Annotated in this window: 20 protein-coding genes and 3 tRNA genes; 14 read left to right on the forward strand and 9 right to left on the reverse strand. The window is 71.2% G+C overall.

Annotation, left to right across the window (positions count from 1 at the left end):
- Positions 1-138: 138 nt before the first annotated feature.
- Complete coding sequence (locus tag OG698_RS24560) at positions 139-1,662, reverse strand: PP2C family protein-serine/threonine phosphatase (protein ID WP_406105455.1); 1,524 nt, start codon at positions 1,660-1,662, stop codon at positions 139-141.
- Between the two features lie 458 nt (positions 1,663-2,120).
- Between OG698_RS24560 and OG698_RS24565 the strand changes: the two genes are divergently transcribed.
- Together OG698_RS24565 and OG698_RS24570 are read left to right on the forward strand one after the other, a co-directional pair.
- Positions 2,121-2,816: a bifunctional DNA primase/polymerase gene (locus OG698_RS24565; RefSeq protein WP_406105457.1), complete on the forward strand. Its 696-nt coding sequence runs from the start codon at positions 2,121-2,123 to the stop codon at positions 2,814-2,816.
- Positions 2,817-2,871: 55 nt separating this feature from the next.
- The gene (locus OG698_RS24570) at positions 2,872-3,555 is read left to right on the forward strand and encodes a hypothetical protein (RefSeq protein WP_406105459.1); all 684 of its coding nucleotides are present in this window, start codon (positions 2,872-2,874) and stop codon (positions 3,553-3,555) included.
- A gap of 229 nt (positions 3,556-3,784) precedes the next feature.
- On the opposite strand, the gene OG698_RS24575 is transcribed toward OG698_RS24570, so the two are convergent.
- The 3 genes from OG698_RS24575 to OG698_RS24585 all read right to left on the reverse strand — a co-directional run bounded on the left by OG698_RS24575 (position 3,785) and on the right by OG698_RS24585 (position 6,368).
- Positions 3,785-4,747 (reverse strand): DUF5926 family protein, encoded by a 963-nt coding sequence (locus OG698_RS24575; protein ID WP_406105460.1) that lies wholly within the window; start codon positions 4,745-4,747, stop codon positions 3,785-3,787.
- Between the two features lie 104 nt (positions 4,748-4,851).
- Positions 4,852-5,403 carry an ATP-binding protein gene (locus OG698_RS24580; protein ID WP_406105461.1) on the reverse strand — a complete coding sequence of 184 codons (552 nt, stop codon included), beginning with the start codon at positions 5,401-5,403 and terminating at the stop codon, positions 4,852-4,854.
- Between the two features lie 149 nt (positions 5,404-5,552).
- On the reverse strand, positions 5,553-6,368 hold the full coding sequence (locus OG698_RS24585; protein ID WP_406105463.1) for a glycerophosphodiester phosphodiesterase: 816 nt from the start codon (positions 6,366-6,368) through the stop codon (positions 5,553-5,555).
- Between the two features lie 190 nt (positions 6,369-6,558).
- On the opposite strand from OG698_RS24585, the gene OG698_RS24590 reads away from it, so the two are divergent.
- Together OG698_RS24590 and OG698_RS24595 are read left to right on the forward strand one after the other, a co-directional pair.
- Positions 6,559-8,046 carry a S1C family serine protease gene (locus tag OG698_RS24590; RefSeq protein ID WP_406105464.1) on the forward strand — a complete coding sequence of 496 codons (1,488 nt, stop codon included), beginning with the start codon at positions 6,559-6,561 and terminating at the stop codon, positions 8,044-8,046.
- A gap of 61 nt (positions 8,047-8,107) precedes the next feature.
- A tRNA-Ser gene (locus OG698_RS24595) sits at positions 8,108-8,192 on the forward strand.
- 93 nt (positions 8,193-8,285) lie between these two features.
- On the opposite strand, the gene OG698_RS24600 is transcribed toward OG698_RS24595, so the two are convergent.
- Positions 8,286-9,170 carry a bifunctional DNA primase/polymerase gene (locus OG698_RS24600; protein ID WP_406105466.1) on the reverse strand — a complete coding sequence of 295 codons (885 nt, stop codon included), beginning with the start codon at positions 9,168-9,170 and terminating at the stop codon, positions 8,286-8,288.
- A 331-nt stretch (positions 9,171-9,501) separates the two neighbouring features.
- On the opposite strand from OG698_RS24600, the gene OG698_RS24605 reads away from it, so the two are divergent.
- The 6 genes from OG698_RS24605 to OG698_RS24630 all read left to right on the forward strand — a co-directional run bounded on the left by OG698_RS24605 (position 9,502) and on the right by OG698_RS24630 (position 15,064).
- Positions 9,502-9,813: a hypothetical protein gene (locus tag OG698_RS24605; protein WP_406105467.1), complete on the forward strand. Its 312-nt coding sequence runs from the start codon at positions 9,502-9,504 to the stop codon at positions 9,811-9,813.
- 246 nt (positions 9,814-10,059) lie between these two features.
- Complete coding sequence (locus OG698_RS24610) at positions 10,060-11,298, forward strand: acyl-CoA dehydrogenase family protein (protein ID WP_406105468.1); 1,239 nt, start codon at positions 10,060-10,062, stop codon at positions 11,296-11,298.
- A gap of 8 nt (positions 11,299-11,306) precedes the next feature.
- Positions 11,307-12,242, forward strand: coding sequence for a bifunctional MaoC family dehydratase N-terminal/OB-fold nucleic acid binding domain-containing protein (locus OG698_RS24615; RefSeq protein ID WP_406111256.1), 936 nt, complete (start codon positions 11,307-11,309; stop codon positions 12,240-12,242).
- Between the two features lies 1 nt (position 12,243).
- Positions 12,244-13,359 (forward strand): acyl-CoA dehydrogenase family protein, encoded by a 1,116-nt coding sequence (locus tag OG698_RS24620; protein ID WP_406105469.1) that lies wholly within the window; start codon positions 12,244-12,246, stop codon positions 13,357-13,359.
- Positions 13,360-13,376: 17 nt separating this feature from the next.
- Positions 13,377-13,901 carry a MaoC family dehydratase gene (locus tag OG698_RS24625; protein WP_406111258.1) on the forward strand — a complete coding sequence of 175 codons (525 nt, stop codon included), beginning with the start codon at positions 13,377-13,379 and terminating at the stop codon, positions 13,899-13,901.
- Positions 13,898-15,064, forward strand: coding sequence for a lipid-transfer protein (locus OG698_RS24630; protein WP_406105471.1), 1,167 nt, complete (start codon positions 13,898-13,900; stop codon positions 15,062-15,064). The genes OG698_RS24625 and OG698_RS24630 overlap by 4 nt, the downstream gene beginning before the upstream one ends.
- A gap of 50 nt (positions 15,065-15,114) precedes the next feature.
- Here OG698_RS24630 and OG698_RS24635 read toward each other — a convergent pair whose 3' ends face one another.
- Complete coding sequence (locus OG698_RS24635) at positions 15,115-15,300, reverse strand: hypothetical protein (RefSeq protein ID WP_406105472.1); 186 nt, start codon at positions 15,298-15,300, stop codon at positions 15,115-15,117.
- 311 nt (positions 15,301-15,611) lie between these two features.
- On the opposite strand from OG698_RS24635, the gene OG698_RS24640 reads away from it, so the two are divergent.
- Both OG698_RS24640 and OG698_RS24645 read left to right on the forward strand, forming a co-directional pair.
- The gene (locus tag OG698_RS24640) at positions 15,612-16,181 is read left to right on the forward strand and encodes a SigE family RNA polymerase sigma factor (protein WP_406105474.1); all 570 of its coding nucleotides are present in this window, start codon (positions 15,612-15,614) and stop codon (positions 16,179-16,181) included.
- A 109-nt stretch (positions 16,182-16,290) separates the two neighbouring features.
- Positions 16,291-17,940, forward strand: a complete 1,650-nt coding sequence (locus OG698_RS24645) for a long-chain fatty acid--CoA ligase (RefSeq protein WP_406105476.1) — start codon at positions 16,291-16,293, stop codon at positions 17,938-17,940.
- 107 nt (positions 17,941-18,047) lie between these two features.
- On the opposite strand, the gene OG698_RS24650 is transcribed toward OG698_RS24645, so the two are convergent.
- Both OG698_RS24650 and OG698_RS24655 read right to left on the reverse strand, forming a co-directional pair.
- Positions 18,048-22,262 (reverse strand): PAS domain-containing protein, encoded by a 4,215-nt coding sequence (locus tag OG698_RS24650; RefSeq protein ID WP_406105477.1) that lies wholly within the window; start codon positions 22,260-22,262, stop codon positions 18,048-18,050.
- A 287-nt stretch (positions 22,263-22,549) separates the two neighbouring features.
- The gene (locus tag OG698_RS24655; protein WP_406111260.1) at positions 22,550-22,999 is read right to left on the reverse strand and encodes an SSI family serine proteinase inhibitor; all 450 of its coding nucleotides are present in this window, start codon (positions 22,997-22,999) and stop codon (positions 22,550-22,552) included.
- 242 nt (positions 23,000-23,241) lie between these two features.
- Here OG698_RS24655 and OG698_RS24660 point away from each other — a divergent pair.
- Positions 23,242-23,332, forward strand: a tRNA-Ser gene (locus OG698_RS24660).
- 186 nt (positions 23,333-23,518) lie between these two features.
- Positions 23,519-23,591, forward strand: a tRNA-Arg gene (locus OG698_RS24665).
- A gap of 42 nt (positions 23,592-23,633) precedes the next feature.
- Here the strand turns inward: OG698_RS24665 and OG698_RS24670 are convergent.
- On the reverse strand, positions 23,634-24,506 hold the full coding sequence (locus tag OG698_RS24670) for a GNAT family N-acetyltransferase (RefSeq protein ID WP_406105479.1): 873 nt from the start codon (positions 24,504-24,506) through the stop codon (positions 23,634-23,636).
- Positions 24,507-24,694: the final 188 nt, after the last annotated feature.

Consider the following 24,694-nt stretch of genomic DNA (forward strand, 5'->3'; position numbering starts at 1 on the left):
TACGGCCCTGGGATCGGCCTGGGTGCGGCCTGGGTACAACGATGGACCCCCTCCATCGTACGGTCGTACGGAAGGGGGCCCAGGGCCGGAAGACCTGTTACATCAAGGGCTACGGGCTGTACCGCCCCGGTCACCGGATCACTCGAAGCGCGCGGCGAGCAGCACGACGTCCTCGTCGCTGTCGGCGGCGTCGAGCCCGTCCGGCAGGACGGTGTGCAGGACGTGGTCGGCGATCGCACCGGGGTCGTCGCGGATCGTGCGCGGCACGCCGGCCGCCGCCGCGTGCAGACGGGCGAAGGCGCGGTCCATCGGGTCACCGGTGCGGTGCAGCAGTCCGTCCGTGTACAGCAGCACGGTCTCGCCGGGCTCCGGGCTGAACTCGACGCTCGGCGCCTCCCAGCAGGCCAGCATCCCGAGCGGCGCGGACAACGACGTCTCCACGAACTCGGTGCGTCTCTCGCCGATGATCAGCGGCGGGCTGTGCCCGGCCCCGGCCATGACGATCTTGCGCAGGGCGGGCTCGCAGTACGCGAAGAGGGCGGTGGCGCTGCGCGCGGGCTCGGTCAGCCGGAGCAGCAGCTCCAGATCGGACAGGACGGCGACGGGGTCCTCGCCCTCCATCACCGCGTACGCCCGCAGGCTGGCCCTGAGCCGGCCCATCGCGGCGACGGCGCTGGCCCCGGAGCCGGTGACGGAGCCGACGGCCAGGCCGAGCGCGCCCTCGGGCAGCGGCAGCGCGTCGTACCAGTCGCCGCCGCCGCGCGGGCCCGTGCGGCGGCGGGCGGCGAGCTGGACGCCCGCGACCCGCGGGAGCCGCGGCGGCAGCAACTCCTCCGCGATGGTGCGGGACTTGGTGCGCGCCCGCTCCAGTTCGAGTAGGCGCGCGAGGTGTTCGGTGGCGTAGCGCGTGTACAGACCGACCAGATGGCGCTGGCGTTCGACGGGCTCGGCGGGCTCGTCGTAGAGCCACACCGCGGCGCCGAGCCGGCCCGCCGCCTCGGTCGCGAGGGGCAGTGCGAAGCTCGCGGCGTAGCCGAGCCGGGCGGCGACCTCGCGGTGGCGCGGGTCGAGCCCGTCCTCGGACAGCAGATCCGCGTGCACCTCGGGCTCGCCGGTCGCGTCCGGGCGGTCGAGGATCCTCCCGTACGAGGTCGCGCCGCGCGGCACCGTCTCGATGTGGCCGAGGTCGGCGCGGGCGAGGCCGAGTCCGAGGGTGGTGTCGGGGCCCAGGCCGTCGGCCGGTTCCAGGACGACGAGTCCGCGGCGCGCGCCGACGAGGGCGGCACCGGCGCGGAGCACCTCGTGCAGGGCGTCGTCCATGACGGCCGTCCTGGCCAGGCGCTCGGTGAGTTCGTGCAGCGTGGTGAGGTCGGAGACCCAGCCGGCGAGCCGGTCCTGGATCAGCGCTCCGGGGGCGCCGGGGGCTCCGGGCGCTCCGGCGGAGGAAGGGGGCGCGGGTGCGGGTGACGCGGGCGCGACAGTGTGTGCCGGTGGGGGAACCGTTGAATCGATTCCAGCCACTTTCGGAAAGTGCGGGGCTGTCATGGCGTCCGGCTTTCCGACCGGTGCGTATTGCTCAATAGCATCGCAAACCCCCATGTGATTCTGCGCCGCCAGCAGTGTCTCCACATCTACACGCACCGATGAGGGGATGTCCAGCATTGTCCTGCTGGGATTCCTGGTGTCCAGGAGGCCCGTGCGGCATTAGTGATCTCTGATCGAACTTGGCTGAAAACTGCCTCGGGTAAGGGCATATTGCGGTCGACTGGCATTGTTCGACAGAGCGTCACAGCGGTCGTGATGGGTACGTACTCGGAGAAGGCCAGGGCAGTTGGGATCGACCCGGAACCTGGCGACGGACCCGGGCGTCCTAACCACCGACGACCGTGCCCCATCCTCCCGTGGCGGAGACGGCGAGTAACACGCGCGACGGCAAACGCCAGGCGCCGCCACCCCACGCCAGGCTTTTCAAGTACGCGGCCGGCGCTCGGACTATAGGGGTTCCCCTGCTCAAGGCTGGGGTGCGGCGCTCCCAGTACGTACGCTCAGTGAAGTGTTCGACACACAGTGCGATGTGGCCCACAGCGTTCTCTTCGGTCTACGGAAAGGAACGAGCGCTCATGCGCGAGATCCTCGGAAGGCGACGCAGGCTCCTGTCCAGGCGAAACAACGGGAAGTCTGATCAGTTCAGCGCGGCCCTGACCTTCGCGACCGCATGGCAGTGGCCCGTGCTCCCGGGCGTGGGGCTCGTGGGGGCGGGGCGCCGTGACGGCGTCAGCTGCGCCTGCCCCGACCCGGAGTGCACGGTGCCCGGCGCGCACCCCTTCGACCCCGGGCTGCTCGCCGCGACCACGGACGAGCGCATGATCCGCTGGTGGTGGACCAACCGTCCGACGGCGCCGATCGTGCTGGCCACGGGGGCCGGTGCGGGCGCGAGCGGCGGCCGCGCACCCTGCGCGGTGAGCCTCCCCTCGGTCGCCGGAGCCCGCGCCCTCAAGGCGCTCGACCGTACGGACATCAGGCTCGGCCCGGTCGTCGCCACCAGGGACCGTTTCTTCATCCTCGTGGCGCCCTACTCCATGGAGCAGCTGGGCGAGCTGCTCTACGCCCAGGACTGGGTGCCGGGGTCCCTGCGCTTTCACGGCGAGGGCGGCTATCTGGCACTGCCTCCGTCCGACACCGGCCTCGGCCAGGTCCGCTGGGAGCGCGCACCGCTGCCCGGCTCCGCGGCGCCCTGGGTACCCGATGTGGAGGCCGTGGTGGACGCGGTGGTGGATGCCCTCACTCGTACGGGTGTGAGCGCGCCCGAGTTGTAGGGGAATTGGGCGCGCGGCGAGGGGTGCGAAGGGGCGGCGCCGATATCTTCGGCGCATGCCCTCCCCCTTCCCCAAGCTCTCGACCGGCCTCGAGCAGGGGAGACCCCATTCGCGCCTTCGTCTGCTCGGTCTTCTCGCGGTCGTGGTCGTGGCCGTTCTCCTCCCGCTGGCGGGCGCGTCCGCGGGCCCCGTCGGCGACACGGCCGCGGAGGACAGCCTCAACTCCGGCGCACTGCCCACGGGTAACGCCGACAGCGCCGACAAGGTCGACGACAAGCCGGGCGCGGGCGAGAGCGACACGGCGGACACCGCGGCGACGGACGCGGCGGGCAAAGCGCGCCGGTCCCACGGGCGGCCGCCGGGTACTTCCCACATCGCCGGTCTCGGCATCACCACGACGGCACGGTGCGGACCTGAACTCGCCTCTCCCGACGGCATCGAGGCGCAGACCTGCGTACTGACCCAGGAGCGGGACACGTGGGCGAGGACCTACTACAGGAACGCGACAGGCGGGCCGCTGAGTTCCGTCCTGACGCTGATGGCTCCGGGGGGCCGCACCGTACAGATGCACTGCGCGGTGGGTGCCCAGGACGAACCGGGGGCGTGTGACACGCCTCGGGAGCGCACTTCGGGTGAGGCGAGCGCCTACTCGGCGGTGGCGGAGTTCGCGGGAGCCGGGGACGCTGGGCCGCTGCTGCTCAGGTCGGGAAGCAACGCGCCGACGCCGGCCGGACGCTGAGCGAACGGGACGATTTCCCGGGCACAGGCCCACGGGTAAGTCCCGGAAAAACAAGGACCCGGTTGCTGGCGACGGGGGATGCACCAGCAACCGGGCTACTCGAACGGTAACAAGAGATCGGCCGTTAGCAAATTCGATCTCGGCTATTCGTATGCGGATTTACCTGCCGCTACGGGGAGTTGTGACCGGAGTCACCCGTTCTGAGGGCTTCCTGTGGCTGACCGGTCGGTCAGCTGAGCGTCACCTGTCGATTGGTGAGGCCGCCGCGTGCCCGGCGCTCTTCGACGGTCAGCGGCGCCTCGGAGGCGAGGGCCGCGGCGAGCCGCTCGGCGAACTCGGCGGCCGGCTTCTCGACATCCTCGGCGCTCACCCCGGTGGGCAGGTCCCAGACCGGAACGGTCAGGCCGTGCGCCCGGAACGAGCCGACCAGGCGCGTGCCCTCGCCGAGCGAGGACGTGCCGGCCGCGTGCAGCCGGGCGAGCGCGTCGAGCAACTGCTCCTCGGGGTGCGGCATGACCCAGCGCAGGTGGTTCTTGTCGGGCGTCTCGCACCAGTAGGCGCCTTCGACACCGGACAGCTTCACGGTCGGGATGGCGGCCGCGTTGGCCCGCTCCAGGGAGGCGGAGACCTCCGGGTTCGCGTTCTCCGAGTCGGGCACCCAGAACTCGAATCCCGTGTGCACGACCGGCTCGAAGGCGGCCTCGGGGTCGAGCAGGTCCTGCAGACGCGGGCCGTCGGCGGGTGCGCGGCGCGCCTGCACCGGCGTACCGGGCTCGGCGGTGAGCGCGCGCTGAAGGGTGTCGGCGAGGTCGCGGCTCAGGTCGCCGGACGAGGTGTCGTTCTGCAGGCCGATCATGACCGAGCCGTCGTCGCGGCGCAGTGCGGGCCACGCCATCGGAAGCACCGTCGCGAGCGTCACGGAGGGAACGCCGTCCGGCAGGCTCTCCTTGAGGGTGAGCGGCACCGTCGCTGCGGGCACCAGCTCGCGCAGCGCGATCCAGTCACCCTCTCCCGCGAGACCGTCGAACGGGCGCTGCACCAGCTCGGTCACCGCGTGCGCGGCGGCGCGGCCGTGGCAGGCCTTGTAGCGGCGGCCACTCCCGCAGGGGCAGGGCTCACGGGCGCCGACGACCGGGATCTCCCCGCTGCTGACGTGCGACTTGCCCTTGGTCTGGGGGCGCTTCTTGGCCATCTTGGGTGTCTCCCGGTTACGGCTCTCGTACGTACGGGCGCGAGCCTAGCCCCTCGTACGGCCGGGGGCGGGGATCAGGCCGGGGCGTCGGGCCGGAGCGGGATTCAGCCCAAGTCGTCGAAGGCGTCCGCGAAATCGAGGTCGGGCATGCTCGCGGGCGTGCGGCTCGCCACGCGCGTAGCGAAAGTGCCCTGCCTCTGTGCTTCGCCTTCGGAGCGCACGTCCTTGTGCACGACCACCCAGACAGTGACTTCACCGGGGGCGTCGTCACGTACGCCCCAGTCGTCGGCGAGGGCCGAGATGATGTTGAGCCCGCGGCCGCCGTGCGCGGTGACCGAGGGCGTGGCCGGAACCGGGCGGGTCGGACCACCACCGTCCGTCACCTCGACGGTGAGACAGCCCCGCGTGTCGACCCTCCAAGCGGCCCGGACGTCGCCGTCCCCGGCCATGTCGTCGCCCAGCGGCCTGCCGTGCCGGCAGGCGTTGCTCAGCAGTTCGGACAGGATCAGTACGGCATCGTCGATGACCGCTTCCGAGACCCCGCCGACGCGCAGCTGATCACGCATCCGGTGTCTTGCTTCGCCCACGCCCGCAGGGCCATGGGGTACGGCCATGCTCGACGACGTGGGCACCTCCTGTGCCACCACCAACGCCACCCCCGAGACCTCCTTTGCCCCACGCCACGGTGTGAATGCCCCAATGGACTGGACCGGAAACCGGCCAATCCACGCTCAGTGACGCACTCGTAACGATCGAATACGGAGCGAACGCGCCGGAGCACTCCCCGTGAGGGAAGTGGCCGGATTTAGCCCCTTCCGAGCTGGCGCAGGACCGCGCGAGGCCGGTTGGTGATGATCGCGTCGACGCCGAGGCCGACACACAGGTCGACATCCTCCGGCTCGTTGACCGTCCACACGTGCACCCGGTGGCCCGCCCGCTTGAGTTTCTCCACGTACCCGGGGTGGCTGCGCACGATCCGGATGCCCGGGCCCGCGATCGATACCCCCTCGGGGAGGCGGCCGTCGCGGTGGCGGGGCGAGACGAACTGCATCAGGTAGACCGTCGGCAGGTGGGGGGACGCGGCCTGGACGCGGTGCAGGGAGCGGGCCGAGAAGCTCATGACGCGCACCGGGGACGGCGCGTCCGGCGCTCCGGTGGGGGCGTCGAGGCCGAACCGCTTGAGGAGCATCAGCAGGCGTTCCTCGACCTGGCCGGCCCAGCGGGTGGGGTGTTTGGTCTCGATGGCGAGCTCCACGCGGCGGCCCGCGTCGGCGACCAGTTCGAGCAGCCGCTCCAGGGTCAGGACGGACGTGTCCTCCCAGTCGGGGCCCTCCGTGCTCGTCCGGCCGGCCTCGCTGTTCTTCCAGGAGCCGAAGTCGAGGGCGGCGAGATCCGCCAGTTCCAGGGCCGATACCGCACCGCGTCCATTCGACGTACGGTTGATGCGGCGGTCGTGCACGCAGACGAGATGGCCGTCCGCGGTGAGCCGTACATCGCACTCGAGGGCGTCGGCACCGTCCTGGATGGCCCTTCTGTACGCGGCCAGCGTGTGCTCGGGAGCGTCGTCGGAGGCTCCGCGGTGGGCGACGACCTGGATCTGCTGCTGTCGTGCGAGGGTCACCGCGTCATGGTGCCATCGCGAGGCGCAGGGCCGCCCAGCGGATGCATCCGTTTCGCCCGGCGTAAAGGATGGCACCGGACACACAGGAACGCCTTATGGTGCCCTGACGTCCCGTGGGAAAAGCTGACCGCATAGAAACAGCAATGCCGATGGAATCAGCTGGTACAGCCGTGGATCGAGGAGAAGAGCTGTGAGCACCGAGAACGAGGGCACTTCGGTACCCCCGGCCCCGTCCGCACCTCCCGTGCCGGTGGAATCTCCCGCTACTCCCGCACCGGCCCCCGCTCCCGCCGGTTCCGCACCACCTCCGGAGCCCGCCGACGCGCCCACTGCGGTGATCCCGCCGGTCGAGGGTGCGGCACCGGGGGCGCACGAGGGTCCCGGCGCGGCCTCGGGGGCTGCACCGGGACCCGGCGGGCAGGACGAGGGCGCACACGCGGCCTCGGGTGGCTGGCCGCCTCCGCCGCCCGCCGTTCCGTCGTACGCGGACGGCGGCGGCGGAGGGCACCACCCCTGGGGCGCCTCCTACCAGGCTCCGGAGCCCACGCCGGGCCGCCGGCGTGGCGGTCTGCTGGCCGCGGTGGTCGCGGCGGCCCTGATCGCGGGCGGTGTCGGCGGTGGCATCGGCTACTGGGCGGCCGAGCGCAACGACGACGGTGGCGCGGGTTCGACGACGGTCTCCGCCTCGGACAACCCGGCGGACTTCAAGCGTGACCCGACCTCGGTCGCCGGCCTTGCGGCGAACGCGCTGCCGAGCACCGTCACCATCGAGGCCGAGGGCAGCGACGGCGAGGGCGGCACCGGCAGCGGCTTCGTCTACGACACGCAGGGCCACATACTCACCAACAACCACGTGGTGGCCTCCGCCGCCGACGGAGGAAAGCTTTCGGCCACGTTCTCGAACGGCAAGAAGTACGACGCCGAGGTGATCGGCCGCGCCCAGGGCTACGACGTCGCGGTCATCAAGCTGAAGAACGCCCCGTCGAACCTGAAGCCGCTGCAGCTCGCCAACTCGGACAAGGTCGCCGTCGGTGACTCGACCATCGCGATCGGCGCGCCCTTCGGCCTGTCGAACACGGTGACCACGGGCATCGTCTCGGCGAAGAACCGCCCGGTGGCGTCCAGCGACAGCTCGGGCAGCAGCAAGGCGTCGTACATGAACGCGCTGCAGACCGATGCCTCGATCAACCCGGGCAACTCCGGCGGTCCGCTGCTCGACGCGCGGGGCGCGGTCATCGGCATCAACTCGGCGATCCAGCCCGCGAGCAGCGGCGGTATCGGAGGCTCCGGTCAGTCGGGCTCCGTCGGCCTCGGCTTCGCCATCCCGATCAACCAGGCGCGGAATGTCGCCAAGCAGCTCATCAAGACGGGCGAGCCGGTCTATCCGGTGATCGGCGCCTCGGTCGCGCTGGACGAGCAGGGTGACGGCGCGAAGATCACCGAGCAGGGCGCGGGCGGTTCGTCCGCGGTCACGCCGAACGGTCCGGCGGACAAGGCCGGACTGAAGCCCGGCGATGTCATCACCAAGCTCGACGACTCGGTGATCGACAGCGGTCCGACCCTGATCGGCCAGATCTGGACGCACAAGCCGGGCGACACGGTCAAGATCACGTACAAGCGCGGCGGCGCGGAACACACGGTCGACGTGGTCCTCGGTGAGCGCAAGGGCGACAGCTGACCGAACTCCCGGCCGAACCCGCTACCCTGGTCCTCGCTCCGCCGGTCGCCGGCGGGGCGAGGGTGGGTTGCCCGAGCGGCCTAAGGGAACGGTCTTGAAAACCGTCGTGGCGCGAGTCACCGTGGGTTCAAATCCCACACCCACCGCTTGCAGGTAGGTGTTTGTAAGGGGCGTTCGCTATGGCGGGCGCCCCTTACGCGTGCCCTGGGGAAGCGGGTTCGCGTGTGGGGCGTCCTGGCCTAGGCCTCCGTGTCGTTGCTCTGGGTCATCCGGGCCGCCGAGGCGATCGTGGAGCGGGCCTCGTGTTCCGTCAGGCCCGTGCGGGTCGCGGCCTTCACCAGGGCGTTCGTGAGGCTGTCACCGAGACCGCTCTCGTAGGCGCGGCAAGCGGCCCAGAACAGGCGGGTGTTGCGCTGGCCCTCATGTGCCGCGAGCACGAACTGGACCAGGCCCTGGCCGTGTCGGCCCGCATATGCCGGTGACGGGTGGTGCACGCGTGGTGGGGGTGTGAGCAGCCGCAGGAGCGCGGACGGGCAGGGCGCGACGGGCAGGTGGGCGGTTCCTGGGACTGCGCTGTAGACGCCCTGGGCCGAGCGGGAGCCGGGACCCACGAGATAGCCGCCCGCGCCACGGATGTCGATGCCCGGCGCGAGGCGTCCCGCCGAGTTGGGGACCACGACGTCCGGCGGTCCGGAGAGCCACACATGACGGCCGCCGCTGGGTGTGGCCACGACGACGGTGTCCGGGATCGTGAAGAGGTGGCGCAGCGCCAGTTCGCGCAGTGCTGCCGAGGAGTCCGTACCGGACTTGGTATCGAGGTCGACGCCGATGAGGTGGTGTGGCGGCAGCCCGCACGCGATGCCGTAGCCGGTGGCGCGGGGCGCCGCCGCGAAGAGGTCACGGATGCGGCCCGGGTCGGTCGTGGCGTCGTACACGCCGTGGCCGGGGCGGCCGCACTCGCCGTGGCACGGGGCCGGGTCGGGTTCGTCGCGGTGCGGGGAGCGCAGGGCGGGGAGCTTCGTGCGGGAGAGCGGGATCACGGCCAGTCCGCGCTCGGCGGCGGAGAGGGCGTGCGCGAGGGCCAGGGTCGCAAGGGGCACTGCATGCCGGTCGGTGGTGGCCATGCCTCCATGTTCGTACGAATGTTCGAGTAAAGGAAGAGGGGCTCGCCCGGGTGGAGCGTATTTGCCAAAAATGTGCCGAAACGCTTCAGCCCCTGCGGCGGCTGACCTGTCCTGTGTCGGTGGGGCGCAATCCGGGCTGAGCTGGGGCTTTAAGGGTGCGAAGCATGTTTATCGACATGTCCTCACGCTTGCGGGGGAATAGCGCCTTCCGGCCTGGTTCGACGGGGATTCGGTGGGCAATTCTGATCTCGCGACGTCGTGAGAAACGACCGAGGCGGTCGGCCAACTGCCTTGGAACAAACAGCAGTTACTGCTTCTCGGAGGAATTGACATGGCACACATCCGTACCGCCCGCGCCCTCGCCGCCCTCGCCGCCCTGCCCCTCGCGGCAGCCCTCTTCTCGGGGGTGGCGGCGGCCGACAACGGGGCCTTCGCGAACGACGGATCGAACGCGGGTGTGGCGACCGTGAGCGGCAGTGGTGTCGGTGGCAACAACCACGGCAACTCGTCCACCAGCCAGCAGCAGGCGGTGGGCTCCGGCGCCTCGAACCAGAACAACACGGCCCAGGTGAACGGCTCCGCGTTCACGGCCATCGACCAGTCGAACGAGAACATCGCGGTGAACTTCACCAAGCTCTGGTAGCTCGCCGGCTCCTGTCGGCGGGGGCCATTTCCAGGGGTGCGTAACATCTGTGCGGCGGTGCTTCGGCATCGCCGCACAGGCGTTTTCGCGCACCGAGCAGCCCTTCACGCGCGCGTGCTGATCCCTTGACACCCGTACCGAACCTGACGGACAGTCGTACCGAATCTGACGGTCAGTCAGAAAGCTTCCATCGGAAGCAGACGGTCAGAGACCCTTGTTCGTACGAGGTCCGGGAGGGCCGCCGCCGTGCACCTCGCCCCCACCGAGCGCCAGCATGAACTCCGCGCCGAACTGCGCGCCTACTTCCGGGAACTGATGCCGGACGGGCCGCCCGCCCACGATGATCGAACGGCCCAGCGGCGCCTGCTGCGCCGCATCGGCGCCGACGGCCTCCTCGGGCTCGGCTGGCCCGTCGAGTACGGCGGCCAAGGCCGGGGCCCCGACGAGCAGTTCGTCTTCTTCGACGAGGCGTACCGCGCGGGCGCGCCGGTCTCCATGGTGACCCTGAACACCGTCGGACCGACCCTGATCAAGTACGGGACCGAGGAGCAGAAGGCGTACTTCCTGCCGCGGATCCTCAAGGGGGAGCTGGTCTTCGCGATCGGGTACAGCGAGCCGTCGGCGGGGACCGATCTCGCCTCGCTGCGGACACGGGCCGTCCGGGACGGCGGCGACTGGATCATCGACGGGCAGAAGGTCTTCACGTCGAACGCACAGAACGCCGACTGGATCTGGCTGGCCTGCCGCACGGACCCCGAAGCCGCCAAGCACCAGGGCATCTCGATCATTCTTGTGCCGACGGCCGCCGCCGGCTTCAGCTGGACGCCCATCGAGACCGTCGGCGGGCTGACCACCACCGCCACGTACTACGACGGGATCCGCGTTCCCGCCTCGAATCTCGTCGGGGACGAGAACGGCGGCTGGGGTCTCATCACCAATCAGCTCAACCACGAGCGGGTCGCGCTCGCCGCGATCGGGATGCAGGCGGAGGACTTCTACGCGGCGGTCCTCGAAGCGGTTCGTTCACCCGATCCGGTGACGGGGGAACGCCGGATCGACCTGCCGTGGGTGCGGTCGCGGCTGGCCGAGGTGCATGCCCGTCTGGCGGCAACGCGCCTGCTCAACTGGCGTTTGGTGGGAGACGTCGGAGCGGGGCGGCTCGCGCCGGGCGACGCGAGCGGCGTGAAATTCATGGGAACCGAATCGGCGGTCGAGGTGTACCGAATGTGTCAGGAGATCGCGGGCGAAGCGGCGCTGGTTCGAGCCGGGTCGCCGGGGGCGTTCGGGGGCGGGGCCGGTGGTGATGCGGGTGCCGGCTCCGGTGGTGGTGGGTCGGGCGGTGGTGCTTGGGGCGGGACGGCGGAGGGGGAGCTGGAGCGGATGAACAGGGCGGCTCAGATCAACACGTTCGGGGGCGGCGTGAGCGAGGTGCAGCGGGAGATCGTCGCGACGATGCGGCTCGGGATGAGGAGGGGGCGGCGGTGACCGGCGAGATGACGTACGAGGCGCTGAAGGCCTTCGAAGGGCTGCCCGCGGCCACCGCGGGGGTCGGCAATGACCTGGTCAACGCATCGATGATCAGGCACTGGTGCGAGGCGATGGGTGACACCAATCCCGCGTACGAGGGGCCCGACGCCATAGCGCCGCCGACCATGCTCCAGGCCTGGACGATGGGCGGGCTCTCCGGGCACCAGGGGCGCAGCGGCGCTTACGACGAGTTGTTCGCGCTGCTGGACGGCGCGGGGTACACCTCGGTCGTCGCCACCGACTGCGAGCAGGAGTATCTGCGTCCGCTGCGGCCCGGTGACACGATCACTTTCGACGCGGTCATCGAGTCGGTGTCCGAGCGCAAGACGACGAAGCTGGGCACGGGGCACTTCGTCACGACGCGCATGGATGTCAGGGCGGACGGCGAGCTCGCCGGGACGCATCGCTTCCGGATCCTCAAGTACGCTCCCGCGGCGCGGGCAGGGCGTGCGGTGGGGGGAGCGAGGGAGCAGCAGGCCCTGCGGCCCCGTCCGGTGGTGAACCGGGACAACGCGGGGTTCTGGGAAGGGGTCCGTGAGCACCGCCTCCTCATCCAGCGCTGCGAGGGGTGCGGGACGCTGCGCTTTCCCTGGCTGCCGGGGTGCGGCGCGTGCGCCTCGCAGGACTGGAGCGCGGTCGAGGCGAGCGGCGAGGGGACCGTCTTCTCGTACGTGGTGATGCACCACCCGCCTTTCCCGGCCTTCGACCCGCCGTACGCGGTGGGTCTGGTCGAGCTGGCCGAAGGCGTCCGGATCATCGGCAATGTGGTCGGAGTGCCGTACGACAAGGTCCGCATAGGGATGCCGGTACGGCTCGAATTCCTGCGGGTGGACGAGGAGTTGGAGCTGCCGGTCTTCCGGGCCGGTGACGGTTCGGGTGTCGTTGCGGGAGGGGAGGGCTGACGTGGACTTCACACCTAGGCAGGACCAGGCGGCCGCCGCCGGTCTGGCCGCGCGGATCTTCGGTGACCTGTCGACCCCCGAGCGTCTCGCGGCGGCCGGCACCGGCACGGACCCCGAGCTGTGGAAGGCGCTCGGCTCCGCCGGTCTGCCGGGGGCGGTGGAGGAGACCGGGCTGCTCGGACTCGTGCTGATGCTGGAGGAGCAGGGCCGGACGACGGCGCAGGTGCCGTTCGCCGCCAGTTGCGTGTACGGGCTGCTCGCGGTGGCGGGGCATGGCACCTCCGAGCAGCGGGACCGGCTGCTGCCGGGTCTGCGGGACGGGACGGAGGTGGCCACGGGGGCATTCCCGGCGCAGGCCGGAGTGCGGGTCGACGGTGCGGAGGAAGGAGAGGCAAGGGAAGCAGGGGAAACAGGTACCGGTGGAGGCGCGGGGCGGCTCACGGGGGTGGTGCCCTGGGTTCCGTGGCTTCGGGACGCGTCCTGGGTTCTGGTGGCGACGGCCGACCGGGGTCTGTGGAGAGTGAGTACGGCCGATGCCGGCTGCGATGCGGTCGAGCTCAGCGCGCCCTGGTCGGCGGGCCGGCTCGTTCTCGACGGGGCGCCGGCGGAGAGGCTCGGCGGGGCCGGTGCGTACGACGATGTGCTGGCGATGGCGCGGACCGCGTTCGCGGGGCTCCAGGCCGGGGTCTGCGCGGGGTCGCTGGCGCGGGCCGTGGAGTACACGAACGAGCGGGAGCAGTTCGGGAGACCACTCGCCGCTAAGCAGGGGGTCCAACTCCGGGCAGCTGACGCCTATATGGATACGGAGGCCATCCGTGTCACCGCGTACGAGGCGGCATGGCGACGGGACGAGGAGTTGCCGTACGCGGGCCATGCGCTGACCGCGGCCTGGTGGGCATCGGAGGCGGGCAGACGGGTCGTGCACGCCGGGCAGCATCTGCACGGCGGCATGGGCGCCGACCTGGAGCATCCCGTGCACCGGCATTTCCTGTGGGGAAGACAGCTCGACGCCTATCTGGGATGCGGGGGTGAACTGCTCGCGGAGCTGGGCGACTTGATCGCCGGAGGTGACGGGAGCGGTGCGGAGGGGGCGGGGATGACGTGGGCGCGGAAGTGAAGGCGGAGGGGGAGGGAATGGATCAGGAGGAGGGGGAAGCCGCTGTGGCGGAGGTAGCTGTGGGGGTCGGCACGGAGCCGGCGCCGCTGGAGATTCCGGTCACCCGGACGCTGATCGTCTCCGGGGCCATCGCGTCCCGTGACTACCAGGACGTGCACCACGACGCGGAGCTCGCCAAGGAGAAGGGCTCCCCCGACATCTTCATGAACATCTTGACGACGAACGGGCTCGTCGGCCGCTACGTCACCGATCACTTCGGCCCCGCAGCGGTTCTGCGCAAGGTCGCGATACGGCTGGGCGCACCCAACTACCCGGGAGACACGATGGTGTTGACGGGAACAGTGACTGAGGTCGAAGGCGAGGTCGGGAGCGGGAGCGAGTCCGACGGCGGGGGTGCCACGGTGGTGGTGCGGATCGTCGGGGCCAACGGGCTGGGCAAGCACGTCACCGGGACGGTGACAGTCACCCTCCCGAGCCTCCCGAGCCCCCCACGCTCCACGAGCACGCCGTCCCGTCCCTCGGTGTCGGGGAGGCCGGCATGAGTGTGCGGGCGAAGGACAGTCTTGGCGGGCGCGCGGCGATCGTCGGGATCGGGGCGACCGAGTTCTCCAAGGACTCCGGGCGCAGTGAGCTGAAGCTGGCGGTGGAGGCGGTGGGGGCGGCGCTGGACGACGCCGGGCTCTCCCCCGCCGATGTCGACGGCATGGTCACGTTCACCATGGACACCAGCCCGGAGATCACCGTCGCGCAGGCGGCCGGGATAGGGGATCTCTCCTTCTTCTCCCGGGTCCACTACGGCGGTGGTGCAGCCTGCGCCACAGTGCACCAGGCCGCGCTCGCCGTGGCGACCGGGGTGGCCGAAGTGGTCGTCTGCTACCGGGCGTTCAATGAGCGCTCCGGCAGGAGGTTCGGCTCCGGGGTGCAGCATCGGGAGCCGTCGGCGGAGGGGGTGGCGCTCGGCTGGGCACTGCCGTTCGGGCTGCTCACGCCGGCGTCGTGGGTGGCGATGACGGCGCAGCGCTATCTCCACGCGTACGGCCTGGGCCCGGAGGCGTTCGGCCATGTCGCCGTCATGGACCGCGCGTACGCGGCCACCAATCCGGCGGCGTACTTCCACGGGAAGCCGATCACGCTGGAGGACCATGCGGCGTCGCGGTGGATCGTGGAGCCGTTGCGGCTGCTCGACTGCTGTCAGGAGACCGACGGCGGGCAGGCGATCGTCGTCACCAGCGTCGAGCGGGCCCGCGACCTGCCGCACCGGCCCGCCGTGATCACGGCGGCGGCCCAGGGGGCGGGGCGCGGCCAGGAGCAGATGACGAGTTTCTACCGGGACGACATGACGGGCCTGCCCGAAATGGGCGTAGTGGCACGGCAGTTGTGGCGGTCGGCGGGGCTGGCGCCGGGCGAGATAGACGTCGGGATCCTCTACGACCACTTCACGCCGTTCGTGCTGATGCAGCTGGAGGAGTTCGGCTTCTGCGGGCCGGGTGAGGCGGCGGACTTCGTGGCGGAGCGACGGCTCCCGCTCAACACGCACGGCGGGCAGCTCGGCGAGGCGTACCTGCACGGGATGAACGGCATAGCGGAGGCCGTCAGGCAGGTGCGGGGCACGGCGGTGAACCAGATAGCCGGCGCTGCCACGGCGCTGGTGACCGCGGGGACCGGCGTCCCCACATCGGGTCTCATTCTGGGAGCGGACGGCTGAACGCGGGGTGCGTCCCGGGGCCGGTCCGCACCCCGGCCCCTTCACTCGCCCTATGCGCCGCACTTGCCCCTGCCGTCGGCGATCTGGTTCGCGCAGTCGCCCTCGGTGCGCCGGCACACGCGGCCCCGGCTGTCCCGGGAGCCCGTGCTGTGGCGGTCCGTCTGGAGCCGGCAGCGCAGGATCCACCAGTAAGCGGGGAACGTGAAGGAGCGGCACGGCGGGCGGACCCTCGTCATCGACCGGAATCTGGTGCACGCGCCGGTGGCCCGTATCCGATGAGCCGTCCCGGTCCGCGGGAGTGGCAGAGTGGAACGAAGCCCATGGATCGGCTCTCAGGGATGAACCCTCAGGGGTGCGTACCGCGTCCTCCACCTTCAGGAGGTGGGGATACCACCACTCCTACAACCTGAGGCGGACACCGCTTCGGGACCTGCGGCCGATCCGCGAGGGTAGGGGGCGCTCCTAGCGTGGAGCCATGACCGCAACCATGGCGCCTGTCTGCTCCAGTGCATCGGATGCCGCGACGCGCAGCGCGCCGCGAGCCGCGATGACGCCTCACTCTTCCCACCCGGCTCCGTACACGCCGGCCGCCCACTCGACGCCGTACGGGCCGCACAAGTCGTACCCGTCGTTCGCGTCGTACGTGCGGGCGCGGCAGCCCGTGCTGCTGCGGACCGCCCGGTCGCTGACGGCGAACCCGTGCGATGCCGAGGACCTGCTCCAGACCGCGCTCACCAAGACGTATGTGGCGTGGGACCGTATCGAGGACCACCGCGCGCTCGACGGTTATGTGCGCCGGGCCCTGCTGAACACGCGTACGTCGCAGTGGCGTAAGCGGAAGGTCGACGAGTTCGCCTGCGACGAGCTGCCCGAGCCGGAGACCGTGGCGGCGGCCGACCCCGCCGAGCACCAGGCCCTGCACGACGCGATGTGGCGCGCAATCATGAAACTGCCGGCCCGTCAGCGCGCGATGGTCGTCCTGCGGTACTACGAGGACCTGAGCGAGGTTCAGACGGCCGAGGTGCTCGGGGTGTCCGTCGGCACGGTCAAGAGCGCGGTGTCGCGGGCCCTCGGCAAGCTCCGCGAGGACCCGGAACTGTGCCCGGCCCAGGGCTGAGCAGGACGACGCTCTGATCGATCATTCCCGGGGCTAGTGACATACCGACTGGTATGCGGTGAGAATCGGCGGAACATTACTGCGCCGTAGCGCCCACCGGGAGGACGCCGTGCTGAGCACGATGCAGGACGTACCACTGCTGATCTCGAGGATCCTGACCCATGGGTCGACGATCCACGGCACGTCCCAGGTGACCACCTGGACCGGTGAGAGCGGGCCGCGGCGCCGGAGCTTCGCCGAGATCGGCGACCGCAGCGCCCAGCTCGCGCACGCTCTGCGTGACGACCTCGGCATCGTGGACGACGACCGCGTGGCGACCCTGATGTGGAACAACGCGGACCACGTCGAGGCCTACTTCGCGATCCCCTCCATGGGCGCCGTACTGCACACCCTGAACCTGCGGCTTCCCGCCGAGCAGTTGGTGTGGATCGTCAACCACGCCGCCGACCGCGTGATCATCGTCAACGGTTCCCTGCTGCCGCTGCTCGCGCCGCTCCTGCCGTCCCTCACGGGCGTGGAGCACATCGTCGTCTCCGGTCCCGGCGACCGTTCGCTCCTCGATGGAGCGCGCCCCCAGGTCCACGAGTACGAGGAGCTCATCGCCGGAAAGCCGGTCACGTACGACTGGCCGCAGCTCGACGAGCTCCAGGCCGCCGCGCTCTGCTACACCTCCGGCACCACCGGCGACCCCAAGGGTGTTGTCTACTCGCACCGTTCGATCTACCTGCACTCCATGCAGGTCAACATGACGCAGTCCATGGGCCTGACCGACGAGGACACCTCGCTCGTCGTGGTGCCGCAGTTCCATGTGAACGCGTGGGGCCTGCCGCACGCGACGTTCATGACCGGCGTGCACATGCTGATGCCGGACCGCTTCCTCCAGCCCGCGCCGCTCGCCGAGATGATCGAGAGCGAGCGCCCCACGCACGCGGCGGCCGTCCCCACCATCTGGCAGGGCCTGCTCGCGGAGCTCACCGCGAAGCCTCGCGACGTGAGTTCGCTCGGGCAGGTCACCATCGGCGGCTCGGCCTGTCCGCCCTCGCTCATGAAGGCCTTCGACGAGCTCGGCATGCGGGTCTGCCACGCCTGGGGCATGACGGAGACGTCTCCCCTCGGCACGGTCGCCCGGCCGCCGGCCGCGGCGGTCGGCACCGACGAGGAGTTCGCGTACCGCCTCACCCAGGGCCGGTTCCCGGCCGGCGTCGAGGCGCGGCTCTCGGGCCCCGACGGCGAGCTGCTGGCCTGGGACGGCGAGTCGGCCGGTGAGCTGGAGGTCCGCGGGCCGTGGATAGCGGGTGCGTACTACTCGGGCCCCGACAGCGAACCGCTGCGTCCCGCCGACAAGTTCAGCGACGACGGCTGGCTCAAGACCGGCGACGTCGGCACGATCAGCCCCGACGGCTTCCTCACCCTTACCGACCGTGCCAAGGACGTCATCAAGTCCGGTGGTGAGTGGATCAGCAGCGTCGACCTCGAGAACGCCCTGATGTCCCACCCGGACATCGCCGAGGCGGCCGTTGTGGCCGTACCCGACGAGAAGTGGGGCGAGCGCCCGCTCGCCACCGTTGTCCTGAAGGACGGCGCGAGCGCCGACTTCGAGACCCTGCGCGCGTTCCTCGGCGAGAAGGTCGCCAAGTGGCAGCTCCCGGAGCGCTGGACGGTGATCGCCGCGGTGCCCAAGACGAGCGTCGGCAAGTTCGACAAGAAGGTGCTGCGCAAGCAGTACGCCGAAGGGGAGCTGGACGTCACGCGGCTCTGAGCCCACAGCTCAGCGACGGTTTCACGTGAAACAGGGGCGGCCTGAACGGGCCGCCCCTGTTTGTCAGTTGTGGGTATGCCAGTTGTGGGTGTGTCAGTCGAGGGTGCTCAGTTGGTGCCGATCTTCGCGAGCAGGTCCACGATCCGGCCCTGTACCTCGTCGCTCGTCGAACGCTCCGCCAGGAACAGGACGGTCTCGCCCGCGGCCAGGCGCGGCAGCTCGGCCTCCTCGACAGCGGCGGTGTAGACGACGAGGGGCGTGCGGTTCAACTGACCGTTCGCGCGCAGCCAGTCGACGATCCCTGCGCGCCTGCGACGCACCTGGAGCAGGTCCATCACCACCAGGTTCGGCCGCATCTGCGCGGCCAGCGTCACCGCGTCCGCGTCGGAACCCGCCCGCGCGACCTGCATCCCGCGCCGCTCAAGCGTCGCGGTGAGCGCGAGCGCGATCTCCTCGCGCTCCTCGATGAGCAACACACGCGAGGGGTGCTGCTCACTGTCCCGAGGCGCGAGGGCCTTCAGCAGGACGGCGGGATCGGCCCCGTACGCGGCCTCGCGCGTCGCCTGTCCGAGCCCGGCCGTCACCAGGACGGGAACCTCGGCGGCGACGGCGGCCTGGCGCAGCGACTGGAGCGCGGTGCGCGTGATCGGTCCGGTCAGCGGGTCGACGAAGAGCGCGGCGGGGAAGGCCGCGATCTGCGCGTCGACCTCCTCACGGGAGTGCACGGTCACCGGGCGGTAGCCGCGGTCGCTCAGGGCCTGCTGCGTGGTGGCGTCGGGCGCGGGCCAGACCAGGAGTCGGCGCGGGTTGTCGAGCGGCTCCGGGGGCAGCTCGTCGTCCATCGGCTGCGGCTGGGGCCGGATCGCCAGCTCGACGGCGCCACCGGGCCCGTCCAGCGGCTCGGGTCCCTCATCGGCGTCCTGGTCGGGGGCGCCGATCGCGTACGAACGTCCGCGGCCCTCCGATGACGACGACAGCAGTGACTGCGGCTGACCGGGCTGGGACTGGCCGGACGGCGTCTGGGGCTGAGCCTTCGGCTGCGCCGGCGACGACTGTGACGGGGCCTGCGGGTGCGGGCGGGCCGCGGTCTCCGGCTGGGTGCCGGCGGGATCGGGCCGGGTGGACAGCCTGCGCCGGCGACCGGAGCCGCCGAGCGTGTGCTGCGTCTGCTCCTGCGGGGCCGCCGCGGGCTGCGGGACCTGGGGAGGCAGCGGGACCTGGAGCGACGGGTTGCCGCCGGCCGACTGAACGGGCTGCTGCCCGGACTTCGGGCCGGGCGGACCGCCCTGGGCGCCGCTCTGCGTGCCGGACGCCTGCTTCGCCTGCGGACCGGGCTGCTTGCCCGTCGCCGGGTTGGCCGGGTTCGCCTGGCTGGGCTGGTTCGCGCGGTTCGGCTGTGCGGCCGCCGGTGAATCGGGCTGTGGGCTCGGCAGCGGCTGGGCCGTGCCGGGGGCCGCCGGCTGGGGCCGCGGCGGGCGCTGCTGCTCGGCGATCTGACGTCCGAAGGGAACGCCCTGCCCCAGCGTTCGTACGCTTATGGCGCGGCCCTGAGTCGAGTTGGGGTCTGCCGACGGGGCCTCGGCGGGGAGGGGCTGCGCGGCGCGGGGCCTGGCACCGTTCTCCGGCGGCAGCGCGGCGCGCGCCGCAGGAACCGTCTGGACAGGGTGCGGCTGCGGCGGAGTGTGGTCGTTGGAGGGGTGACCCTGCGCGGCGTCGTGCCGCTCGCCGTCAGCACCTCTACCGGTGGCCGTAGCCGCATCGGCGTCGGCGGCCGTAGCGGCATCCGGCTCGGGCGTCGTCCGGTCGGCCTCAGCGGGCGGGAGCGCGAATACGGTGCGCGCGGTGCTGCTCTGCTCGGCTTCCCGCTCCGGGGCACTGCCGAGAGCGCGGCGTGCGCGACGCCCGGCGGGGACGTTCTGCCCGGCCTGAGACGCATCGGAAGCCCCGGCCTGACCCGAACCACCGGCAGGCAGCGCGGCCGGCTCCGAGTTGCGCCGGGCCCGCCGGCCCGAGGACGCTCCGACCGGCACACCTTGCGGCGGCACGGTCTCGCCCAGAGCCGGGGCTCCGGCGGCGTGTTCGGCAGCGGTCATCACGGAACCCTCAGCGGCACCGGGACCAGCGGCTCCCTCAGGAACGGCGACCTCGGCCGGATTGGGCCGCCCACGCCGACGCCCCGTGCCGGTCCCGGCCCCCGAGTCACCCGCAGGCGTCCCGCCGGCCGGAGTCTGCGTGGCCTGCGCCGGCAGCTGCCCCTGAGCGCTCCCGGGAGTTCGCGCGGTCGCGCCCTCCTCGGCCCGCCGCCTGCGTCGCCCGGTCGGAGCGGCAGCCTCCGAGGCACCGCCACCCTGCCCGGCCTCGTCGGCGTCCGGCACGGCCCCCGCGGCACCGCTCTCCAAGAATGAGTCCACCGACGCGCCCGAAGCCCGCCGGGCCCGCCGCCGCCCACCGCGCGCACCCGAAGCCTGCTCGGGCAGCCCCGCTCCGGCCACGGCACCGGCGGGACCGGCCTGCGACGCGACCTCGACAGCCGTACCGGGAACAGCCGCCCCGACAACACCCGAAGGAGCAGCCACCGGAACAGCCCCGGCCCCGCCCCCGATCGGCACCTCGAGGACATACGCGCTGCCGCTCATCCCGGGCACCTCGTGCGTCTGGAGCACGCCGCCGTGCGCCCGCACGATGCCGCGCACGATGGGCTCGTGCACCGGGTCGCCGCCCGTGTAGGGCCCGCGCACCTCGATACGGACGCTCTCGCCGCGCAGCGCCGCCGCCACGACGATCGTCGAGTCCACGTATCCGCCGACGCCGCTGGTCGGTACGACGCCCACGCGCGCGTTGCCGGTGGCGTCGATGCCTGCGACGTCCGCGACGAGGTGGGCCAGCGCGGTGGCCAGGCGCGCGGCGTCGACCTCGGCCTCGATGGGCGGGGCGTGCACGGCGAACTGTGCGCGCCCGGGCCCGATCAGCTCGACCGCCCCGTCGACGCCCGCGGCGACGACCGCGTCGAGCATCACCTTCGTACGGGTCAGCTGTGCGTCGCCGGAGTCGAGGAGCTGGTAGCCGAGCACGTTGTCGACGAGCGTGGTCATGCGGCTGTAGCCGGCCGCGAGGTGGTGCAGGATCTGGTTGGCCTCGGGCCACAGCTGGCCCGCGTCGTCCACGGCCAGAGTGGTGAGCTGGCCGCGCAGTTCGTCGAGAGGGCCGCGCAGCGACTGGCCGAGGACGGCGAGGAGCTGCTCGTGCCGGGCCGCGAGTGCCTCGTAACGGTCCTTCTCGCGCTCGGCGAGAGCGGCGATCCGGTCCTTCTCGGCGGAGAGTTCCTCGGTGTGCTGCTCGGTGATCGTGGCGAGCTCGGCGGCGTGCTCCTCTTCGGCACGCGCGGTCTGCGCCTCATGCTCCTCGACGGTGCGCGCGAGCGTCTCCGCGTGCTCCTTGGCGGCGCGCTCCGTCTCCTTGTCGCGCCGGTCGATCTCCTCCGTGTGCGCCACGACGAGCTCGTCGTAGGGCCGCCGGTCGGTGAACGTCATCACGGCGCCGACCAGTTGGTCACCGTCGCGGACGGGCGCCGTCGTCATGTCGACGGGCACCTGCGTGCCGCTCTTCGACCACAGGACCTGCCCGCGCACCCGGTGCTTGCGCCCGGAGCGCAGGGTGTCGGCGAGCGGGGACTCCTCGTACGGGAACGGCTCGCCGTCGGCGCGGGAGTGGAGGACGAGAGCGTGCAGCTCCTGCCCGCCCAGGTCGCTGGCGCGGAACCCGAGGATCTGCGCGGCGGCCGGGTTGACGAGCACGATCCGGCCGTCGGTGTCGGTGCCGACGACGCCCTCGGCGGCGGCGCGCAGGATCATCTCGGTCTGGCGCTGCGAACGCGCGAGTTCGGCCTCGGTGTCGACGGTCCCCGACAGGTCGCGCACGACGAGCATCAGCAGCTCGGCCGCGCCGCCGTAGGACCCGTACGAGCTGTTGCCGTAGCCGTCGACGGCGTCGCGGCCGTCGGCGAGATTGGCGCTCGTGACCTCGACGGGGAACTCGCTGCCGTCGGTGCGGCGGGCCATCATCCGGGTCGGCTTGGTGCGCCCGCGCTCGTCCGTGGTGTCGGGCCTGCGCATCGATCCGGGGATGAGCCGCGAGTCGAACTCGGGCAGCAGATCGAGCAGTCCGCGCCCCACGAGGGCGGTGCCCGGGGCCTCGAAGGCCTCCAGGGCGATGGTGTTCGCGTTGACGACAGTCCCGTTGGCGTTGACCAGCACCAGCGCGTCCGGGAGCGCGTCGAGTATGGCTGCGAGGCGAGCAGCGCCTCGGGATGGCCTGCTGCTCACGACGACGCTTCCTCCCTGATTACCGCACCTTGCCGACCGCGCGAGCCATCTTCCTACGTGGCTCGCGGCATGTCACGGGAGGGAGTCTACGGGCAGAGGTTGTGCTCGCGGCGCCGGATGAGAGGGAGGTCGCACGCGGAAGATGTGCCCTTGGAATGAAGATGCGTGAGGGCGAGGCCCTCCCCGGCCGTGCGACGGCGGGGCATGCGTGGGCATATGCCTGGTCACAGGGTGTCCGGCGCCGCGCCGCACCTTGGCACGCTCCCCACACAATGGACCGCGCTCGTTCACGGACCGGTCGCGGGCAGTACGGGAACGAGCCCCTGCCACCGCGAGATCTCACAGCCGTCGGTCCTCTTGTACGTCGCATCGACGGGCCGGCCGTGCCACGTTCCGGTGATGCGGGCGGTCGCGGGGCCTCCGTACTGCATCGTGCACCGGGAGTCCGGCGAGCTCGGCGCGAACGGGTCGCGGCCGTTTGCGGACAGCTCGTCGAGCCGCGCGCACGCGTTCGCGGGTTCCGGATGGGTACCGCCCGAGGGCCCGCACTCCAGCTGGTACGTCCCGTCCCTTCCGTCACCCGTGCCGGTGACGGCGACCCGTAGCTGGTCCTGGACGGCGGGCTCGGCGAACAACTGAGGGAGGCCGAGCGGACCCGTGTCGGCGTGGGCGGCGGCGGGGACCGCGGAGAGCGCGGCGGCGGAGGCGGCGGCGGTGAGGGCGATGCGGCGCAGCAACATGAGGGCTCCACGAATGAGTGAGAAGAGAAGACCGAGGAACCGCACCGTCCCGAGCGGCTCCACCGCGTCTAACGCCGGGCGGCCCGCGATGTTGCGGTGGGCCCCGGGACACGAGGGCGAACAGAAGGGCTTTGCTCTCCGGCCTGGACGCCTAGTACCGTGGGGGCCAATTGGTGACACGGCGCGATGCTGTGTCATCATCTGGACGCACCACTCGCGCTCGCGCGGGGGGTCGTGCTGGAGGCGTCGCCTAGTCCGGTCTATGGCGCCGCACTGCTAATGCGGTTTGGGCCTTAAAGCCCATCGAGGGTTCAAATCCCTCCGCCTCCGCTCCAAGATCCGAAGCCCCGGTCCTGATGGACCGGGGCTTCGGCGTTTCGGACCCTCAAGACGGTGTTTGCCCAGCTCACAAGGGGTGCGGCAAACGGATTTCACATGACGGCGGCAGTCATGTAATGTTCTTCCTGTCGCCGGGAACGGGCCGAAGGGGCCGGGACCGAGACAAAAACAGAACAAGCACTCGTAGCTTAACGGATAGAGCATCTGACTACGGATCAGAAGGTTGCAGGTTCGAATCCTGCCGAGTGCACACAGGTGAGAGGCCCCCGGAGAGATCCGGGGGCCTCTTGCGTTATGCCCGTACGGCGGCGAAGTCGTACACGGCCCATTCGGTCAGTGGGACGTACCCGATTCGCTGGTAGAGGGCGTTGCTGGTGGCGTTGGCCGGGTTTGCGTACAGGGCGACCTCCTTGGCGCCTGCGGCCAGAGCGGCTCGGGTCACCTCGACCGTCACAGCGCCTGCGTAGCCGCGACCGCGCAGGTGAGCCGGGGTGTAGACGGGGTCCACCCGGACCATGCCGCCGACCGGCGAGGTCATGCCCGCCATGGAGACCGGGGTGCCGTCGGGGGTCTCCCAGAACGTGTAGTGCTTGTCGCCGAAGCGGGTGCCGGCCCAGGTGTCGGCGTCGATGGTGACGTCTTCCCCGACGTCGGCGGCGAACTCGCGGTGCCAGCGGAAGAGTTGCTCGCGGTCCTGCTCGCCCACGCGTCGGCCCCGGCCCGCCGGGACCGGCTCCGGTGGGGTGAGAGTGCCGAGGCGGTACAGACGGATCCGCGTGGTGAGTGTCGGCGTCGCGCCTGTGTGCCGCTGCCAGGCCTCGGCGAAAGCGGTGGAGGTGTCGTGGGCCGCGCTCACGGTGGGGAGTACGTGGCCGAGGCCCGACAGGCGCTCCGCGAGGGCTTCGGCGTCCTCGGGGGCGAGAGGGGTGAGGCTCAGGGGGCCGTGCCGGGTGAAGCGGTAGAAGACGGCACGGACCTCGCCCGCCCGCTCCAAGGTGCCGAAGACCGGGGCATGCGCACGGTATGCCTCTGTGCCGAGTGCGCGCAGTTTCTCGGTCGATGTCAGCGGCGTGGTGTGCAGGGCGGCGCGTGAGCGCAGGAAGTCTCCGGCCCGGACGAGAAAGTCGTCGACGTCTTCGGTGAGGTGCCAGTCGTACGGTCGCATGCCTCATGGTTTCCGATGTGCTCCCGCTCCGGCTAGAGCGTCAGGAACCGGACGATGATCCCGATCGGTATGAGTGCGCAGGTCAGGCCGGTGGTCAGGAGTACGGCGGCCAAGGCCTTGAAACACCCTCCGGCGCTGGGCCCGGCAGGCGGCGAAGCCCGTGAAGGCGGCGATCGCGAGGCACGGCA

The organism is Streptomyces sp. NBC_01003 (genome assembly GCF_045162695.1).
In the GTDB taxonomy this organism is placed as follows: Bacteria; Actinomycetota; Actinomycetes; order Streptomycetales; family Streptomycetaceae; genus Streptomyces.

Bases quoted from the DNA above. Each gene is read 5' to 3' on its own strand.
- OG698_RS24560 (WP_406105455.1), bottom strand. From the start codon at position 1,662: ATGCTGGACATCCCCTCATCGGTGCGTGTAGATGTGGAGACACTGCTG.
- OG698_RS24565 (WP_406105457.1), top strand. From the start codon at position 2,121: ATGCGCGAGATCCTCGGAAGGCGACGCAGGCTCCTGTCCAGGCGAAAC.
- OG698_RS24570 (WP_406105459.1), top strand. From the start codon at position 2,872: ATGCCCTCCCCCTTCCCCAAGCTCTCGACCGGCCTCGAGCAGGGGAGA.
- OG698_RS24575 (WP_406105460.1), bottom strand. From the start codon at position 4,747: ATGGCCAAGAAGCGCCCCCAGACCAAGGGCAAGTCGCACGTCAGCAGC.
- OG698_RS24600 (WP_406105466.1), bottom strand. From the start codon at position 9,170: ATGGCCACCACCGACCGGCATGCAGTGCCCCTTGCGACCCTGGCCCTC.
- OG698_RS24605 (WP_406105467.1), top strand. From the start codon at position 9,502: ATGGCACACATCCGTACCGCCCGCGCCCTCGCCGCCCTCGCCGCCCTG.
- OG698_RS24615 (WP_406111256.1), top strand. From the start codon at position 11,307: ATGACGTACGAGGCGCTGAAGGCCTTCGAAGGGCTGCCCGCGGCCACC.
- OG698_RS24625 (WP_406111258.1), top strand. From the start codon at position 13,377: ATGGATCAGGAGGAGGGGGAAGCCGCTGTGGCGGAGGTAGCTGTGGGG.
- OG698_RS24630 (WP_406105471.1), top strand. From the start codon at position 13,898: ATGAGTGTGCGGGCGAAGGACAGTCTTGGCGGGCGCGCGGCGATCGTC.
- OG698_RS24635 (WP_406105472.1), bottom strand. From the start codon at position 15,300: ATGACGAGGGTCCGCCCGCCGTGCCGCTCCTTCACGTTCCCCGCTTAC.
- OG698_RS24640 (WP_406105474.1), top strand. From the start codon at position 15,612: ATGACGCCTCACTCTTCCCACCCGGCTCCGTACACGCCGGCCGCCCAC.
- OG698_RS24670 (WP_406105479.1), bottom strand. From the start codon at position 24,506: ATGCGACCGTACGACTGGCACCTCACCGAAGACGTCGACGACTTTCTC.